Source organism: Bradyrhizobium sp. i1.15.2, assembly GCF_040548425.1.
GTDB lineage: Bacteria > Pseudomonadota > Alphaproteobacteria > Rhizobiales > Xanthobacteraceae > Bradyrhizobium > Bradyrhizobium canariense.
Genome location: NZ_JBEPRQ010000008.1, coordinates 1 through 15,463, shown reverse-complemented (window position 1 = coordinate 15,463; position 15,463 = coordinate 1). Strand labels below are relative to the sequence as shown.

At 63.1% G+C, this 15,463-nt stretch carries 14 protein-coding genes; 5 read left to right on the top strand and 9 right to left on the bottom strand.

The features are described from left to right. Positions 1-17: 17 nt before the first annotated feature. A complete protein-coding gene (locus ABIB80_RS16625; protein ID WP_219682080.1) occupies positions 18-719 on the top strand; it encodes a fumarylacetoacetate hydrolase family protein in 702 nt (233 codons plus the stop codon). Positions 720-783: 64 nt separating this feature from the next. Here ABIB80_RS16625 and ABIB80_RS16620 read toward each other — a convergent pair whose 3' ends face one another. Beyond that, complete coding sequence (locus ABIB80_RS16620; RefSeq protein WP_354127978.1) at positions 784-2,124, bottom strand: MFS transporter; 1,341 nt, start codon at positions 2,122-2,124, stop codon at positions 784-786. Between the two features lie 146 nt (positions 2,125-2,270). Beyond that, positions 2,271-2,729, bottom strand: a complete 459-nt coding sequence (locus ABIB80_RS16615; protein WP_354128113.1) for a YybH family protein — start codon at positions 2,727-2,729, stop codon at positions 2,271-2,273. A gap of 131 nt (positions 2,730-2,860) precedes the next feature. Here ABIB80_RS16615 and ABIB80_RS16610 point away from each other — a divergent pair, with 131 nt between their 5' ends. After that, positions 2,861-3,403, top strand: coding sequence for a hypothetical protein (locus ABIB80_RS16610; protein WP_354127977.1), 543 nt, complete (start codon positions 2,861-2,863; stop codon positions 3,401-3,403). 6 nt (positions 3,404-3,409) lie between these two features. Here ABIB80_RS16610 and ABIB80_RS16605 read toward each other — a convergent pair whose 3' ends face one another. Next, the gene (locus ABIB80_RS16605; RefSeq protein WP_354127976.1) at positions 3,410-4,339 is read right to left on the bottom strand and encodes an aspartyl/asparaginyl beta-hydroxylase domain-containing protein; all 930 of its coding nucleotides are present in this window, start codon (positions 4,337-4,339) and stop codon (positions 3,410-3,412) included. Between the two features lie 231 nt (positions 4,340-4,570). Here ABIB80_RS16605 and ABIB80_RS16600 point away from each other — a divergent pair, with 231 nt between their 5' ends. Beyond that, positions 4,571-5,197, top strand: a complete 627-nt coding sequence (locus tag ABIB80_RS16600) for a hypothetical protein (RefSeq protein WP_354127975.1) — start codon at positions 4,571-4,573, stop codon at positions 5,195-5,197. 21 nt (positions 5,198-5,218) lie between these two features. Here the strand turns inward: ABIB80_RS16600 and ABIB80_RS16595 are convergent, their stop codons facing one another. Continuing rightward, positions 5,219-5,374 carry a hypothetical protein gene (locus ABIB80_RS16595; protein ID WP_007601983.1) on the bottom strand — a complete coding sequence of 52 codons (156 nt, stop codon included), beginning with the start codon at positions 5,372-5,374 and terminating at the stop codon, positions 5,219-5,221. Between the two features lie 146 nt (positions 5,375-5,520). Continuing rightward, positions 5,521-6,444, bottom strand: coding sequence for a LysR family transcriptional regulator (locus ABIB80_RS16590; protein ID WP_354127974.1), 924 nt, complete (start codon positions 6,442-6,444; stop codon positions 5,521-5,523). Between the two features lie 213 nt (positions 6,445-6,657). On the opposite strand from ABIB80_RS16590, the gene ABIB80_RS16585 reads away from it, so the two are divergent. Beyond that, positions 6,658-7,368 (top strand): SDR family NAD(P)-dependent oxidoreductase, encoded by a 711-nt coding sequence (locus ABIB80_RS16585; RefSeq protein WP_354127973.1) that lies wholly within the window; start codon positions 6,658-6,660, stop codon positions 7,366-7,368. A 194-nt stretch (positions 7,369-7,562) separates the two neighbouring features. Here the strand turns inward: ABIB80_RS16585 and ABIB80_RS16580 are convergent, their stop codons facing one another. The 4 genes from ABIB80_RS16580 to ABIB80_RS16565 form a co-directional block, all read right to left on the bottom strand. Next, the gene (locus ABIB80_RS16580; RefSeq protein WP_354127972.1) at positions 7,563-9,023 is read right to left on the bottom strand and encodes a flavin-containing monooxygenase; all 1,461 of its coding nucleotides are present in this window, start codon (positions 9,021-9,023) and stop codon (positions 7,563-7,565) included. Positions 9,024-9,185: 162 nt separating this feature from the next. After that, positions 9,186-10,607, bottom strand: a complete 1,422-nt coding sequence (gene ahcY / locus ABIB80_RS16575) for an adenosylhomocysteinase (protein ID WP_354127971.1) — start codon at positions 10,605-10,607, stop codon at positions 9,186-9,188. A 201-nt stretch (positions 10,608-10,808) separates the two neighbouring features. Then, positions 10,809-12,005 carry a methionine adenosyltransferase gene (gene metK, locus ABIB80_RS16570; protein WP_007601978.1) on the bottom strand — a complete coding sequence of 399 codons (1,197 nt, stop codon included), beginning with the start codon at positions 12,003-12,005 and terminating at the stop codon, positions 10,809-10,811. A 60-nt stretch (positions 12,006-12,065) separates the two neighbouring features. Beyond that, positions 12,066-13,421 carry a hypothetical protein gene (locus ABIB80_RS16565; RefSeq protein ID WP_354127970.1) on the bottom strand — a complete coding sequence of 452 codons (1,356 nt, stop codon included), beginning with the start codon at positions 13,419-13,421 and terminating at the stop codon, positions 12,066-12,068. A 174-nt stretch (positions 13,422-13,595) separates the two neighbouring features. On the opposite strand from ABIB80_RS16565, the gene ABIB80_RS16560 reads away from it, so the two are divergent. Then, positions 13,596-15,314 carry a caspase family protein gene (locus ABIB80_RS16560; protein WP_354127969.1) on the top strand — a complete coding sequence of 573 codons (1,719 nt, stop codon included), beginning with the start codon at positions 13,596-13,598 and terminating at the stop codon, positions 15,312-15,314. Positions 15,315-15,463 lie beyond the last annotated feature (149 nt).

The window sequence follows — 15,463 nt, the reverse complement described above, 5'->3', positions numbered from 1 at the left end:
AGCAGCGAGATCGCACCATGAACGCCGCCTCCTACGTCATCCCGCTTCCGACCCAGGCCTCGCTTCCCGTCGTCGGGGAAAGCGGCCGTTATCCCGTGCGCCGCATCTGGTGCGTTGGCCGCAACTATCTCGAGCACATCCGCGAGATGGGCAATGACGAGCGCGCCCCGCCGTTCTTCTTCGCCAAGCACGCCGACATGCTGGTGCCGGACGGCGCCACCATTCCCTATCCGCCGCTGACCAAGGATCTCCATCACGAGGTCGAACTGATCGTCGCAATGAAGAGCGGCGGCCTCAACATTCCCGCCGAGAAGGCGCTCGACCATGTCTACGGCTATGCCGTCGGCATCGATTTGACCCGCCGCGACCTGCAGATCGCCTCGCGCAAGAAGGAGCGTCCGTGGGAGGTCGGCAAGTCGTTCGACTATTCGGCGCCTTGCTCCGCGGTGCAGCCGGCATCGAAGATCGGCCACCCCGCCAAGGGTAAGATCTGGCTCACGGTCAACGGCAAGGAAGCGCAGAAGGGCGACCTCACCGAGCTGATCTGGAATGTGCCCGAGATCATCTGGCAGCTCTCGCAGCAGGTGAAGCTCGCCGCCGGCGACATCATCATGACGGGCACGCCGGCCGGCGTGTCGCAGCTCCAGCCCGGCGACAAGCTCGAATGCGGCGTCGACGGCGTCGGTACGCTGAAGGTGAGCATCGGTCAGCCGGAATAAGGCTGAGCTCGAGATCACGGGACAGCAAAGCCCTGGGCATCACGTCCGGGGCTTTTTTACGGATTCAAGTTCGTCGCTCGTACGCACCTGCCGCGTTGATGTCCTTTCCGGTATAATCGGTCATCATCGCGGTCGCGACCAGCGTCACGACCGCGCAAATCGCGATGTAGATCGCGATCGCGGTCGCCGAGTGGAACGTGCCGTACAGCCAGGTGGCGATCAGCGGCGCGGGGCCGCCGGCGATCACGGATGCGAGCTGATAGCCGAGCGAGGAGCCGCTGTAGCGCAGGCGTCCGGTGAAGCTCTCGGCGATCAAGGCGGCTTGCGGTCCATACTGCATGTCGTGCGGAATCAGCGACAGGATGATCGCGAGGAAGATGATGGTCAGCGACCCCGTATTCAGCATGGCGAAATAGACGAAGCCGAAGATGCCCGTCACAGCAGCGCCGAGCATATACATGTTCTTGCGGCCGATCTGATCGGAGATATGTCCGCACAGCGGGATCGACACGAACGACAGCACCGAGGCCGAGAGCACCGCGGTCAGCAGGAAGTCGCGCGATACGTGCAGGGTGCCGATGCCATAAGAGAACACGAAGGCCGTGAAGATATAGAACGGCGCCTGCTCCGACATGCGCGCAAACGCAGACAGTAGAATCTCCTTCGGGTATTCCCGGATCACCGTGAGCATCGGCGTGCGATCGACCTGGCGCTCGGCCACGAGCTTGGAGAACACCGGGGTTTCGAGAATGCCGAGCCTGATATAGAGACCCACGCCGACCAGGACGATGCTGAGCGCGAAGGGAATACGCCAGCCCCATGCCAGGAACTGATCACCCGCCATCTGGCTGAACACCAGCACGGCAAGATTGGCGAGGAAAAGCCCGCAGGGCACACCGAACTGCGGCCATGATGCGATCAATCCACGGGATCGGTCGTTGCGCGCCCATTCCATCGACATCAGTACCGAGCCGCCCCACTCACCGCCGACGCCGACGCCCTGGATGAACCGCAGCACGGTCAGGATCACGGCGCCCCAAATACCGATGCTGGCATAGGTCGGCACCACGGCCACGGCAGCGGTCGCCAGTCCCATCAAGAGCAGCGTCGCGATCAACGTGGATTTACGTCCGATGCGGTCGCCATAATGGCCAAAGATTGCCGCGCCGACGGGCCGCGCGGCGAATCCGACCGCGTAGATCGCAAACGCCTCCAGCGTGCCGACCAAGGGATCGGAGTGAGGAAAGAAGAGCTTTGCGAAAACCAGACCCGTGACGGTGCTGTAAAGAAAGAAGTCATACCACTCGATCGCGGTCCCGATTGTGGAGGCGATCACGGCGCGGCGAAGCTGGCGCTGATGCTCGGGGGCAGTAAGTCGGGTGGCGTCGAGATCAAGGGTTGCCATGGGAGCGCATCCTCAGATAGGCCCCCGCTTGCGTGTTTTCACCTGTTATTGTTGCCGAAAAAACGACGTTGGGTTCCAAGAGTTCCAACCGACGTGAAATGGGAGGCTAAAACTTTAGTCGGTCGATAAGCCCCGCGAGGGGGGCACTACCAAGCCTTCACCGGCCGATTGGCGTGGCTTGTCTGCGGCACACCGCGATTGAGCGACATGTGCGAATGCACGCAGAGCCAGCTATCGCCATGTCTTGAAAACACCATCGTGGCCCGGCCGGGGCCTGGAAACGCGCTGCCGTCGGGATGATAGCCCGTGCTCGTCCACGGCACGATCACTGTCGCCATTGTGCCATCGGACGATGCCAGGATCGAGGCCTGGGCGATGACGAGACGGAAGTCGGACGTCTTCGGCCAGACGTTGTCCCATTGCGTGGTGACCCATTGCTCGAGGCCGGGGATAACGTCGTTATGCGTGCCGAACGCCAGCACATCCGGATGGAAGAGCGGCCGCGCTGAAGCATAGTCGACCTCGCGGACATAGCCCGCGAAGGTCTCTAGCCAGTGGCGAAAGAACTGCGTGATCTCGGTATTCGCGGTCGGCAAGGAGGCCATCGCCTGCTCCGTGTTCGGCAACTCAATCGCGGCAATCTTTGTTGCCATGAGGCGAACCGTCCAGCAAGGTATGTGGAGAGCACCGGTGGAGATCGATCCACGAACCGGGCCGATTTCATGGAGCCGGACTCATGAGACGCCTTCTCCTGCTTGCAGCCACGGTTATCGTCTCGTGCAATGTTGCCAGCGCGCAGTCCAGTCAGCCCTATGCCGGCCTCGAGCATCGCCCCATCAAGGCGCTGTCGCAGCAGCAGATCGACGATCTTCGAGCCGGACGTGGCATGGGCCTGGCGCTTGCAGCCGAACTCAATGGATATCCCGGCCCAAGCCATGTTCTTGAGCTCGGTGATCGGCTTGATTTGACCGCAGATCAGCGCATCCAGGTTCAGCGCCTCTTCGATGCCATGAAGCAAGAGGCGGTCCCGCTGGGTAACAAGCTGGTCGAGCAGGAAACGGAGTTGGACCGCCTCTTCTCCGCCCGCGTCGTGACATCGGAATCACTCAAGGCGGCCCTCATTGCCATTTCGGAAACCCAGGCACTGCTCCGCGACAGCCACCTCAAATACCATCTATCGACAACCGCTCTGCTCGACCGGAGCCAAATGCAGCGATACGCGGAGCTGCGCGGTTACCAACGCCCCGATGACTCCGAAGAACACAAGCACCATCACTAGACGCGGTCATCGCAGCGCCGACAGCACGATGAGGCCGAAGATCAGCGCCGTCAGCGAATATTTGAGCGTGTAGCAGACGTTGCGATTCCATTGCTCGATCTGCCGGCTCGCAAGATGGATCTCGTAGAGCTTGCCGAACACCTTGTTGAGCACGCCGACGCTCTCGCCGTCGACGTTCTGGGTTGCAGAGGCCTTGACGATGTGGTGGCTGACCCAGCGGTTGATTGCGGTCATGAAGCCGTATTTCATCGGACGCTCGACGTCGCAGAACAGGATGATGCGATTGACGTCGGTGGCATTCTCGGCGCTGTGAATGAAGGTCTCGTCGAACATGAAGGCCTCGCCGTCGCGCCAGATGCATTCGACGCCATCGACTAGGATGCGGCACCTGTTCGAGTTCGGCGTGACGAGGCCGAGGTGGTAGCGCAGCGAACCGGCAAAGGGATCGCGGTGGGCGCCGAGCTTGCCGCCCGGCGGCAGCATCGCAAACATCGCACCATGCACGCTCGGAGTGGAGTTGAGCAGTTCCACCGTGTTCGGGCACAGCGTGCGCGCAGAGGGCAGGAAGTCATCGTACCATTTCAGGTAAAAGCGCTTCCAGCCGCTCTTGAAGAACGAGTAGAAGCCCCAATCGTTGTTCTTCGCCGCCGCGCGAATGAAGCCTTCGTCGAACAGGCGAACGGCCTCATCGCGAATGGTCTCCCAATTCTCGCTGAGGGCTTTCAGCTCGGGAAACTGATCGACCGGGATCACCGGCTTGTTCGGCACCGCCGAGCCCGCATACATCAGCACATTGTAGGGCGCGAGATAGGTGGAGTGGTCGCCAAGCTGGCGCGCGAAGCGCAGCCGCTGCTTGCCGCGGAAATGAACGTAGATGGTCGATGCCGCCAGCACATAGAGAACGACGAGTTGCGGCGCAAAAAGCAGTTTTAACATCTCCCCAGTTCCCGGTGATTTAACCGGGGACGTGATCTATCCCGACGCGGCCCGAGTGGCAAGATATCGACATGCATCCTGAGGCTGCTCCGCAGGTTGTGATTGGCACGGCCCTGGGCGGGGCGGCGCACAAGAACAAATCGAAGCCGCGCCCACCTCAATACCGGCGTTGCAGCCGGTTTCGGCCGCGTGGTATCTTGGGTTCCCCAGGTTGGGAACTGGAGTTGCGTCTTGGGGATATGGCGGTCGTTGGCGGGCTTCGCGCTCGCGCCGTCTCTGCTTGGAATATCCGTACCCGCGAATGGCCAAGGCGCTCAGCCGCGGCCGCAGCAGGGCAAGACGCCAGATCCGGAGCTGCGCGGCCAATGGCTGCGGCAAGGGCAGACATTCGCCTGCCGCGTCGAAACCAAGAAGGGCGCCGCCCCGCAGGATCCTGATTTACTCAGCTTCGCCTGCCAGCGCATGGGCGCGCTGGGCGTCGGCATCTCGGAGGCGTCACTGAAGGCCGCGCTCGGCGAACCGCACCGCAAGCTGCCGCCGGCGAACAACGCAACGAACTATGTGTACTTCCTCGGCAAGGCCGATCAGCCTCCCTATCTCGCCGCAACCGTGAAAGCGAACCGCGTGATCGCGCTTCAGGTCAGCGGGCCGGCACCGGCCCCCGGCTACAGCTTCAACCACATCAATCTCGGCGACAGCACCGAGAAACTGATGGCGCAGTTCGGCGGTCCCTTCCATGTCGGGCCGAGCGGACTGGAGAAGACCGAGCTCTGGACCTATCATCCATGGCCCTTCTCGTTCGAAGTGCAGGCGGACCGCGTCACGTCAATCCGGATCAGCGATCCGACCGTCCAGTAAACAGATTGTACGGGGCCCTGGTCACGCCCGTGACAGGGCCTGGAGACCCTTGAAGGTCAGGCGCTTCGGGTCGGTGACGCCGGCGAGATACAGGCGGCGGATGAACGTGATCACGGCGTCGCGGTCGCAATCGGTCAACGCGACGACGGCGTCGACCGCGATTCTCTGGGCTTCCATTGGGCTCACCTCGGCCTTGCAAGTAACCCCGGCCGAGACAGGCTAGGACTCCGCGGTTAATCCGGCGTTAACCGTTCGGGCAACATGGCCGATTCACCCGAGCGGCCGTATACGCAAAACAACGCATTGCCCGTGCACGCAGCGGCTCACCGCGCGGTGATGCTGTTCTTGAGCTGAGCAAACTGCTTCTTCAGCCGTGGCACCGCAAAGTCCGTGAAGGTCCGCACCTTCGGCACCGAGAGCCGGCCCTGCGGACAGATCAAATGCGCAGGGATCTCGGGATCCTCGTCGCCGGCCAGCACGATCTCGAGCTCGCCGCGCGCGACCTGCTCGCCCACCTGGTACGAATACATTCGCGCCACACCGCGGCCGGCGACGGCCGAGGCCACCGCCGCGTAGGTGCTGTTGACGACGAGCCGCGGCGTGAACTGCACCGTGCGGGCAGCCGACGAGCCGGCCTGCGGCGCAAAGGTCCAGGAATTGGGAAGGTGGGCCATCGCGATGATCTGGTGCTTGGCGAGATCGCCGGGCTCGGTGATGCGCGGGTGCTGCTTCAGATAACGTGGGGATGCCACCACGACGCGGCTGATCTCGCCGACCCGCATCGCGACCATCGCCGAATCCGCGAGATGGCCGATGCGGAGCGCGACGTCGACCCCCTCCTCGATCAGATTGACCGCACGATCGAACAGCAGGAGCTTTGCCGACACGGTCGGAAAGGCATCGAGAAAGGCATCGAGGATCGGCCGCAGCACCATCTCACCCGACACCACGGGCGCAGTGATTGTGAGCAGGCCGCGGGGCGCTGTGCGGGGCCCGGCCGCAATGTCGTCGGCCTCCTCCAATTCGGTGAGCACGCGGCGACAGACCGCGACATAGCGCTCGCCCTCCTCGCTCAGCTTGATCGAACGTGTGGTCCGATGCAGCAGCTCAGCGCCGGCCCGCTGCTCCAGGAACGCAATGGCACGGCTCACCGCCGCCGGCGAACGGCCGAGCTTGCGGCCCGCAGCCGCGAGGCTGCCCTCGTCCACCGCAAGGACGAACACCTTCATCGCATCCAGACGATCCATACGTTTCCCGCCAGCCCATCGAGCTCCGACTCCAAGCTAGGCGTTCGCTCCCGCTGCGACAACCACCGCCGGGCGACGGCCGGCATTCGTTCGCGCCGCGAAAGAGTGTCTGCCGGACAGCGCATATTCGCAGCCGGCCCGCTGCGGCGTACTTCAATCGCCAAGCCAGCCGCGGCTGGCGCAGATTTTGAACATCAACAACAGGAGCCCGTCATGGGTATCGAACAGAAGGTCGCCATCATCACCGGTGCTTCGCAGGGCATCGGTGCCGCCCTAGTCCAGGGTTTTCGCGATCGCAACTATCGTGTCGTCGCGACGGCACGCTCCATCAAGCCGTCGGGCGATGACGATGTCCTCGCCGTTCCCGGCGACATCTCCGAGAGGGACACCGCCGAGCGCGTAGTCTCCCAAGCCATCTCCGGCTTCGGCCGTGTCGACACGCTGGTCAACAACGCCGGCATTTTCGTCGCAAAGCCGTTCACGCAGTACACGGCGGAGGACTATGCGGCGGTGATGGGCACCAACGTCGCGGGCTTCTTCCACGTGACGCAGCTCGCCATCGCCGAGATGGAGAAGCAGGGGTCCGGCCACGTTGTCCAGATCACAACCACGCTAGTCGACCAAGCCAATTCAAACGTGCCCTCGGTGCTGGCCTCGCTGAGCAAGGGCGGAATGAGCGCCGCGACCAAGTCGCTCGCGATCGAATATGCCAGGCGCGGTATCCGCGTGAACGCGGTGTCGCCCGGCATCATCAAGTCGCCGATGCACCCCGTCGCGACGCATGCCCAGCTCGATGCGCTGCATCCTGTCGGCCATATGGGCGAGATGTCCGACATCGTCGATGCCGTGCTCTATCTCGAGGGCGCCTCCTTCGTCACCGGCGAAATCCTGCATGTCGACGGTGGCCAGAGCGCCGGCCACTGAACGCATCCGTGCCTTCGCGCGCACGAGGAGGACGTGACAGACGCAGATGCCAAGCAGCAAGTCCACCCCCGACCGCGTCAGCGGTCGGGTTCGATGTCGGAGGCACTTGTTCACAGGCGCCGTCGTGCTCGCGCTCGCGATTGATCTTCTGCCGCTTACCACGCGCAAGGCATAGAACGCGGAGGTCGTTGCGATCAGGAATATTGCATCACGCCATCGTCGATCCGGCCGAACCGCAGGGAGACGATGTCGAGCGCGTAGTTCTGGTAGAGCCGCCACGGCTGCTTCGAGCCCTGCTTCGGCATCTTTGCGACCGAGCGCTGGACATAGCCCGAGGTGAAATCGAGCGACGGCTGCGCCGTGATCGCGGGATCGTCATTATGCGGCATGCACTGCCGGAAATTGTGCCGGTCCATGTAGTTGATGAGGCGGCAGACATACTCGCAGGTGAGGTCGCATTTCAGCGTCCATGATGCGTTGGTGTAGCCGAACGCAGAAGCCATGTTGGGCACGTCAGCATACATCATGCCTTTGTAGGTCAGCGTATTGGCGAAATCGACGGCGCGTCCGTCGACACTGATGTCGAGACCGCCGACGACCTGGAGCACCAGTCCCGTCGCGGTCACGATGATGTCCGCCGCAAGCTCGCTACCGTCCTTCAGGCGGATACCGCCGTGGGTGAACATGTCGATCTCTTTGGTCACCACGGAGGCGCGCTGCTCGCGAATCGCCTTGAACAGGTCGCCATCCGGCACAAGGCAGAGCCGCTGGTCCCAGGGATTGTAGCGCGGCGTGAAATGGGTCGCGACATCGTAGTCGGGGCCGAGCGCCATCTGCACGCCCTTGAGAACCAGCTCCTTGACCTTCGCAGGGCGGCGCCGACTGAGCTGAAAGAAGAACATCCCCCACATCACGTTGCGCCAGCGGATCAGGTGATAGGCAAGTCGCGTCGGCAGATTTCGCCGCAATTTGTTGGCGACGGGATCCTGCGCCGGGCGCGACACCACGTAAGTCGGCGAGCGCTGCAGCATGGTGACCTGCGCGGCCGTCTTGGCGAGCTCCGGCACCAGCGTCACCGCGGTCGCGCCCGAGCCGATCACGACGACGCGCTTGCCGGCGCAATCGATGTCGTCGGTCCATTTCTGCGGATGCACGACGCGGCCGGCGAAATCCGCGACGCCCGGAAACTCCGGCGTGTAGCCTGCCTCGTACTTGTAATAGCCCGAGCACATGAACAGGAAATTGCAGGTGAAGCGCACGGTTTCTGCCATGCCCTCGCCGGTGATGCTCTCGGCCTCGATGGTCCAACGTGCGTCCGGCGTCGACCACGCGGCACGCTTGACGCGATGGCGGAAGCGGATGTGCTTCTCGATACCGTTCTCGGCAGCGGTTTCGCGCACATAATTGAGAATCTGCGCGCCGTCGGCGATCGCCTTCGGATCCGTCCACGGCTTAAAGGAATAGCCGAGCGTGAACATGTCGCTGTCGGAGCGGACGCCGGGATAGCGAAACAGATCCCAGGTGCCGCCGATGCAGTCGCGCCCCTCGAGGATGACGTAGCTCTTGCCCGGACACTTGGCCTGAAGATGATAGCCCGCGCCGATGCCGGACAGGCCGGCACCGACGATCAGCACGTCGAAATGTTCTTGCGACATTTGTTTCCTCCGCCGTCAACGATTGTCTGACCGGGACGATCCCTCGTCAACTGGCAATCGGCCCCTGACACAACCGCGAGGAGACACGTGCGTTGCGCTCGATACAACAAAGCCCCGGATCGCTCCGGGGCTTTGCGTCGATACATAGATACGATCAGCGGATCAGTAGCGATAATGGTCCGACTTGTACGGGCCTTCCTGCTTGACACCGATGTAGTCGGCCTGGTCCTTGCGCAGCTCGGTGAGCTTGACGCCGATCTTGGCGAGGTGCAGGCGCGCGACCTTTTCGTCGAGCGACTTCGGCAGCACGTAGACTTCCTTCTTGTACTTGCCGTCCTTGTTGTTGGCGTAAAGCTCGATCTGCGCCAGCGTCTGGTTGGTGAAGGAGGCCGACATCACGAAGGACGGATGGCCCATCGCATTGCCGAGGTTCACGAGGCGACCTTCCGACAGCATGATGATGCGATGCTTGTCGGGGAATTCGATCTCGTCCACCTGCGGCTTGATGTTGGTCCACTTCAGGTTACGCAGACCCGCGATCTGGATCTCGTTGTCGAAGTGACCGATGTTGCAGACGATGGCGCGATCCTTCATCGCGCGCATGTGCTCGATCGTGATGATGTCCTTGTTGCCGGTCGCGGTGACGAAGATGTCGGCGCGGGGCGCAGCGTCTTCCATGGTCACGACTTCATAGCCTTCCATCGCCGCCTGCAGCGCGCAGATCGGATCGACTTCGGAGACCATGACGCGGCAGCCGGCCTGGCGCAGCGAGGCGGCCGAACCCTTGCCGACGTCGCCGAAGCCCGCAACCATCGCGATCTTGCCGGACATCATCACGTCGGTGCCGCGGCGGATGCCGTCGACCAGCGATTCACGGCAGCCATAGAGGTTGTCGAACTTCGACTTGGTGACGCTGTCGTTGACGTTGATGGCGGGCCATAGCAACGTGCCGGCCTTCTGCATGTCATAGAGACGATGCACGCCCGTGGTGGTCTCTTCGGAAACGCCCTTGATGCTCTTGGCAATCTCGGCGAAGTAGCCCTTCGGCTTCTCCTTGAGCTGCTTCTTCAGAAGCGCGAAGAAGACTTCCTCTTCTTCCGAACCCGGCTTGTCCAGGAACTTGGTGTCGCCATTCTCGGCGCGCAGGCCCAGATGGACGTACATGGTGGCGTCGCCGCCGTCGTCGAGGATCATGTTCGGGTGACCGCCGCCGTGCCAGTCGAACAGTTTTGCGGTGTAGTCCCAGTACTCGGTAAGGCTCTCACCCTTGACGGCGAACACCGGAATGCCGGCGGCTGCGATCGCCGCCGCGGCGTGGTCCTGCGTCGAATAGATGTTGCAGGAGACCCAGCGGATGTCGGCGCCGAGCGCTGCCAGCGTCTCGATCAGCACGCCGGTCTGGATCGTCATGTGCAGCGAGCCGGCGATGCGCGCGCCCTTCAGCGGCTGCTTCGGGCCATACTCTTCGCGGGTGGCCATCAGGCCAGGCATCTCGGTCTCGGCGAGCGAGAGCTCCTTGCGGCCGAAATCGGCGAGCGAAATGTCCTTGACGATGTAATCGGTGAAGCCGGGCTTCGCGTTCATGTCTGTTTCCTAGTGGTGGGTCTGGCGTGTCAGTAACGAAGCAAACGAAGCGCCTTGCGGCACAGTCTTCTCCCTCTCCCCGTTCTTACGGGGAGAGGGCTGGGGTGAGGGGCTCCATCCGCGCAACTCGGCCAGTGGAGAGTCCCCCTCACCCGCCGCTTCGCGGCGACCTTCCCCGCAAGCGGGGCGAGGTAAGAGCGTTTAGACGGCGCGCTTGAGCGCTTCGACGAGATCGGTCTTCTCCCAGGAGAAGCCGCCCTCGTTGTCGGGGGTACGGCCGAAATGGCCGTAGGCGGAGGTGCGCGCGTAGATCGGGCGGTTGAGATCGAGATGGCTGCGGATGCCACGCGGGGTGAGATCCATCGCCTTGGCGGCGGCCTTCTCGAGCTGTTCCTCCGACACTTTACCGGTGCCGTGGGTGTCGATGTAGATCGACAGCGGACGCGCCACGCCGATGGCGTAGGCGAGCTGCAGCGTGCAGCGATCCGCAAGACCGGCCGCGACGATGTTCTTGGCGACGTAGCGGGCAGCGTAAGCCGCGGAGCGGTCGACCTTGGTCGGATCCTTGCCGGAGAACGCGCCGCCGCCGTGCGGGGCCGCGCCACCATAGGTGTCGACGATGATCTTGCGGCCGGTCAGGCCGGAATCGCCGTCGGGACCGCCGATGTAGAACTTGCCGGTCGGGTTGATGTGCCAGATGGTCTTCGCAGTGATCCATTCCTTCGGCAGCGCCTCGCGCACATAGGGCTCGACGATGTCGCGAATTTGCTTGGACGAGATGTCCTCGACCAGATGCTGATGCGAGACCACGATCTCGCGCACGCCGACCGGCTTGCCGTTCTCGTACTGCACGGTGACCTGGCTCTTCGAGTCCGGGCCCAGCACCTTCTCGCGGCCGGAGTGGCGCGCTTCCGAGATGAGGCGCAGGATCTTGTGGGCGTAGAAGATCGGTGCCGGCATCAGATCCGGCGTCTCGTTGGTGGCGTAGCCGAACATGATGCCCTGGTCGCCCGCGCCCTCTTCCTTGACTTCGCCCGGCTGCAGCGCATCGACGCCCTGCGCGATGTCGGCGGACTGCGGATGCAGCAGGATCTCGATGTCCGCCTTCTGCCAGTGGAAACCTTCCTGCTCGTAACCGATGTCCTTGATCGCGGCGCGGACGACGCCTTCGATCTGCTCATTGGTGACGGATGCGGGACCGCGGGTCTCACCGGCGATCACGACCTTGTTGGTGGTCGCGAGCGTTTCGCAGGCGGCACGGATTTGCCAGGGATCGATGCCTGCTTTCGGTCCTTCGCGGTAGAACAGATCGACGATCTCGTCGGAGATCCGGTCGCACACCTTATCCGGATGGCCTTCGGACACGGACTCGCTGGTGAAGAGATAGGACGCGCGCATCAGTAACCCCTTGTTCCGCCGCTAGCTGGCGGGCGTTGCGATATTTAGCTTTGAATGATGTCAATCACGCCGGCGCGAGATGACGTAGGATTCGTCGAGAAACCAGAGCCCATTGTACTTTCGCAGCACGTCCCTGGCGGCATCCAGAGTGCGGCCGTTTTGAGTCATTTCCGTCAACCGGTCGTCCTCAATCTGAGCCACATACACCGCCGCATTCCAGGCTGCAAAGGCCGTCGAGGTTCCGATAGTGCCTGTCACCTCGTTGGGCAGCGCTTCCATATCATACCTGAAGATCGAGCGGTTATCTGCGTAAGCATTAAAATTTAAGTCGCGGCCCACCGAGCCGAGCTCGTACTTCACCGCGCGCAATAGCTCATGACGGCTCACCGAGAAAGGATTTTCTCCGGGCCAGATCGCCTGGATCATCTCCATGCCCGGATCCTGGCCATGAGAGTGAATTCCGATCAGGCGGCCGCCCGCCCGCAAGGCCCGGGCCAGGGGCGCAATGATCCGTTTTGCCCGAAAATTGACCGAGGACAGCGCGCGGTATGGCTGAGATGCAATAACGAGGTCGAAATTGGCCTCGGCCTGGCCCGGCCGTGGAATGGTCGAATCGAGCAGAAAACGCTGGTCTTCGCGGTAGAGCACCAGCACGACCGGCCGCTCATAGAGCGGCATTCCCGTGCGCGGGCTGACCGCCGCGCGCCAGTTCTGCTCCAAAAACGGCTTCAACTCCGCGATTTGCGTCTCGAACTCGCCCGAGGAAGCACCCCGCAGGGGAACTTCATGCCAGACTGTCGCGGCTGCCGCTGAGGGCGATGACGGCGTGAGCCAGGGCGCCTCCGCATAAAGCATGTTGGTAAAAACGAACACCGAGGCCGGATGCTCGAAAATGCGATCCGGCACCTTGTCCAGTGTCAGGCGGAGGTCCTCGAGACTGAGCTCCTTGCCGGCGACATAGAAGGGCATGTGCGGAAAGCGCTGATGCATCGAGCGCAGCACGCGCGCCAGCACCGTGCCGTCGCCAACGCCGGCATCGAACACACGCAGCGCCGGGGGGCGGGGATGGATGCTTGCAAGCTCCAGCGCCACGCGCTCGGCGACCACCCGCTTCTCACTGCAAGTGTGGACGAACAGCAGGTATTTCTGGCGGTTCTCGAAAAAGCGGAAATTGCCGCGCGGATCGCGCTTTTCCGGGGGCACCTGAAGTCCCCGCGGCGGCGGCACGCCGCCGGCCATCGATGCGGCCATGTAGGCCTGGATCCGGTCCAGGGTGTCGATCGTGATGCGCTTGCCCTCGCGCAGGCGGTGCACGAGCTTCCCATCGTTCACCGCGCGCCGTCCGAACGTCGACTCCGCCATGTCCGCGTTACGGCAGAACTCGGTGATTTGGCTCAGGATTTCGTCATTCTTCATGGAGTGGGACGCGGTGGGCAGAAGGGTTGGGTAATGCCTCGTAGCAAAATCTGCCCACTGAGGGAATAGGGATAGAGCCGCCCCCCGTTTGCCATGTGCACAACAGCGAGGCCGTGAACCACCTTCCCCTTCCGGGCAACCAACAGACGCCTCTGCTCTACGGGACCACCGCCAATGCGTCGCCTGCTCGTCGCGCTCTGCCTGCTCGCCGCAACCTTTTGGTCGGCGCCCGCTTTTGCGCAGGCGCGCAGCCAGCTTGGGCCGCTCTGCACCACCGACAGCACGCCGGCGGACCAGATGATCGATACCTGCAGCAAGATCATTGCGCTGAAGGTGTTCAAGGGCGAGCAGCTCGCAACGGTCTACTTCTGGCGCGCGGTGGGCTGGAACAAGAAGGGCGAATACCCAAAGGTCATCGCCGACGCCACGGAAGCGATCCGGCTCCAGCCGAGCCAGGCAGTCTATAATCTCAGGGGATCGGCCTACTATGACAGAGGCGAGTACGAGATCGCGATCGCCGATTTCGACGATGCGCTGAAGCTGGGCCCGCCTGTTGGTACCATCTTCCATAATCGCGGCAATGCCTGGCGCGGCAAAGGCGATTACGCCAAGGCCATTACCGATTACGATATGTCGATCAAAGCCGATCCGAAATCGGCATTCTCGTACCAGAACCGCGGCATCTCCAAGGAGGCGCTCGGCGACCTCGACGGCGCGCTGGCCGACATCAACCAGGCGATCCGGCTCGACCCGACGTTGCCGCAGCCGCTGATCAACCGGACCGCGATCTGGCGTGTCAGAGGCGATTACGATCGCGCGATTGCCGACGGCAGCGAAGCGATTCGGCTTGCGAAGGAGAAGCCGCCCGTCAACATCATGACGCCGCCGAACAGCGTGCTGATCTCGGGCTACACCCATCGCGCGCTGGCCTATGAGACGAAAGGCGATTACGCGCACGCGAGCGACGACTACAAGGCCACGCTGGCGATCGCGGCGTCCGATGCCGGCAGCAAGGCCAATCAAGCCACCGCAAAGGTGCGGCTGTCGCTGATCACCGACGCTAGCGTGCCGATCCCGCGCGATGCGCCGTCACCGACGACGCAGCCGGCAAAGGCGCCGGCTCCCCAGCAGACGGGTGCCGCGGCGCCTCCCTCGCCTGCTCCGGCCGCGCGCGGCACGCGCATGGCGCTGATCATCGGCAACGGCGCCTATGCGCATGTCAAGGCGCTGCCCAATCCGCCCAATGACGCGCGCGCCGTTGCGACGAGCCTGCGCGATATCGGCTTCACTGTATCAGAAGGCGTCGACCTCGACCGCTCGGCGATGCAGAAGATGACGCGTGACTTCTTGCGGGAGGCGGCGCGGGCGCAGGTCGTGGTGGTCTACTATGCCGGCCACGGCGTGCAGGTCGACGGCCGCAACTATCTCATTCCGGTCGACGTCGAACTTAAGCCGGCCGCGAGGATGACGGACGCGATGATCGACATGGACACGATCATGACCGGCCTCGATGACCAGGTCCGCACCAACATTTTGATCTTCGATGCCTGCCGCAATAATCCGATGGCACAGCAGGTCGCATCGGCTGGCACCAACCGCGCCATCGAAGCTGCCTCGGGCCTCGCAGCGCCAACGAGCCTGGGCGCCGGCGCGACGCTCGGTGCCGGCACGCTGATCGCCTTCGCCACTGCGCCGGGCCAGGTCGCGCTCGACGGCGAAGGCGCCAACTCGCCGTTCTCCGCTGCCCTCTCCCGCCATCTCGGCACGCCTGGCCTGGAAGTGCAGCAGATGCTGACACGTGTGCGGGCGGAGGTGGTGTCGACCACGAAGAGCAAGCAGGTGCCGTGGTCGAACTCGTCGCTGCTGGGAGAGGTTTATCTGGCGGAGAAGTGAGGGGCGGGGTTTGAGGGCGCACCCACCCCGCATTCAGCTGTCATCGCCCGCGAAGTGTTTAGACCGGAGACATAGCTGACGCTTGTTCGGACACATCACTGACAGGTTGGCCATTGGTCAAGTCGATTGATGCGACCTGCCAACTGGCG

Bases quoted from the DNA above. Each gene is read 5' to 3' on its own strand.
- ABIB80_RS16625 (WP_219682080.1), top strand. From the start codon at position 18: ATGAACGCCGCCTCCTACGTCATCCCGCTTCCGACCCAGGCCTCGCTT.
- ABIB80_RS16620 (WP_354127978.1), bottom strand. From the start codon at position 2,124: ATGGCAACCCTTGATCTCGACGCCACCCGACTTACTGCCCCCGAGCAT.
- ABIB80_RS16615 (WP_354128113.1), bottom strand. From the start codon at position 2,729: ATGGCCTCCTTGCCGACCGCGAATACCGAGATCACGCAGTTCTTTCGC.
- ABIB80_RS16610 (WP_354127977.1), top strand. From the start codon at position 2,861: ATGAGACGCCTTCTCCTGCTTGCAGCCACGGTTATCGTCTCGTGCAAT.
- ABIB80_RS16605 (WP_354127976.1), bottom strand. From the start codon at position 4,339: ATGTTAAAACTGCTTTTTGCGCCGCAACTCGTCGTTCTCTATGTGCTG.
- ABIB80_RS16595 (WP_007601983.1), bottom strand. From the start codon at position 5,374: ATGGAAGCCCAGAGAATCGCGGTCGACGCCGTCGTCGCGTTGACCGAT.
- ABIB80_RS16590 (WP_354127974.1), bottom strand. From the start codon at position 6,444: ATGGATCGTCTGGATGCGATGAAGGTGTTCGTCCTTGCGGTGGACGAG.
- ABIB80_RS16585 (WP_354127973.1), top strand. From the start codon at position 6,658: ATGGGTATCGAACAGAAGGTCGCCATCATCACCGGTGCTTCGCAGGGC.
- ABIB80_RS16580 (WP_354127972.1), bottom strand. From the start codon at position 9,023: ATGTCGCAAGAACATTTCGACGTGCTGATCGTCGGTGCCGGCCTGTCC.
- ahcY (WP_354127971.1), bottom strand. From the start codon at position 10,607: ATGAACGCGAAGCCCGGCTTCACCGATTACATCGTCAAGGACATTTCG.
- metK (WP_007601978.1), bottom strand. From the start codon at position 12,005: ATGCGCGCGTCCTATCTCTTCACCAGCGAGTCCGTGTCCGAAGGCCAT.
- ABIB80_RS16565 (WP_354127970.1), bottom strand. From the start codon at position 13,421: ATGAAGAATGACGAAATCCTGAGCCAAATCACCGAGTTCTGCCGTAAC.
- ABIB80_RS16560 (WP_354127969.1), top strand. From the start codon at position 13,596: ATGCGTCGCCTGCTCGTCGCGCTCTGCCTGCTCGCCGCAACCTTTTGG.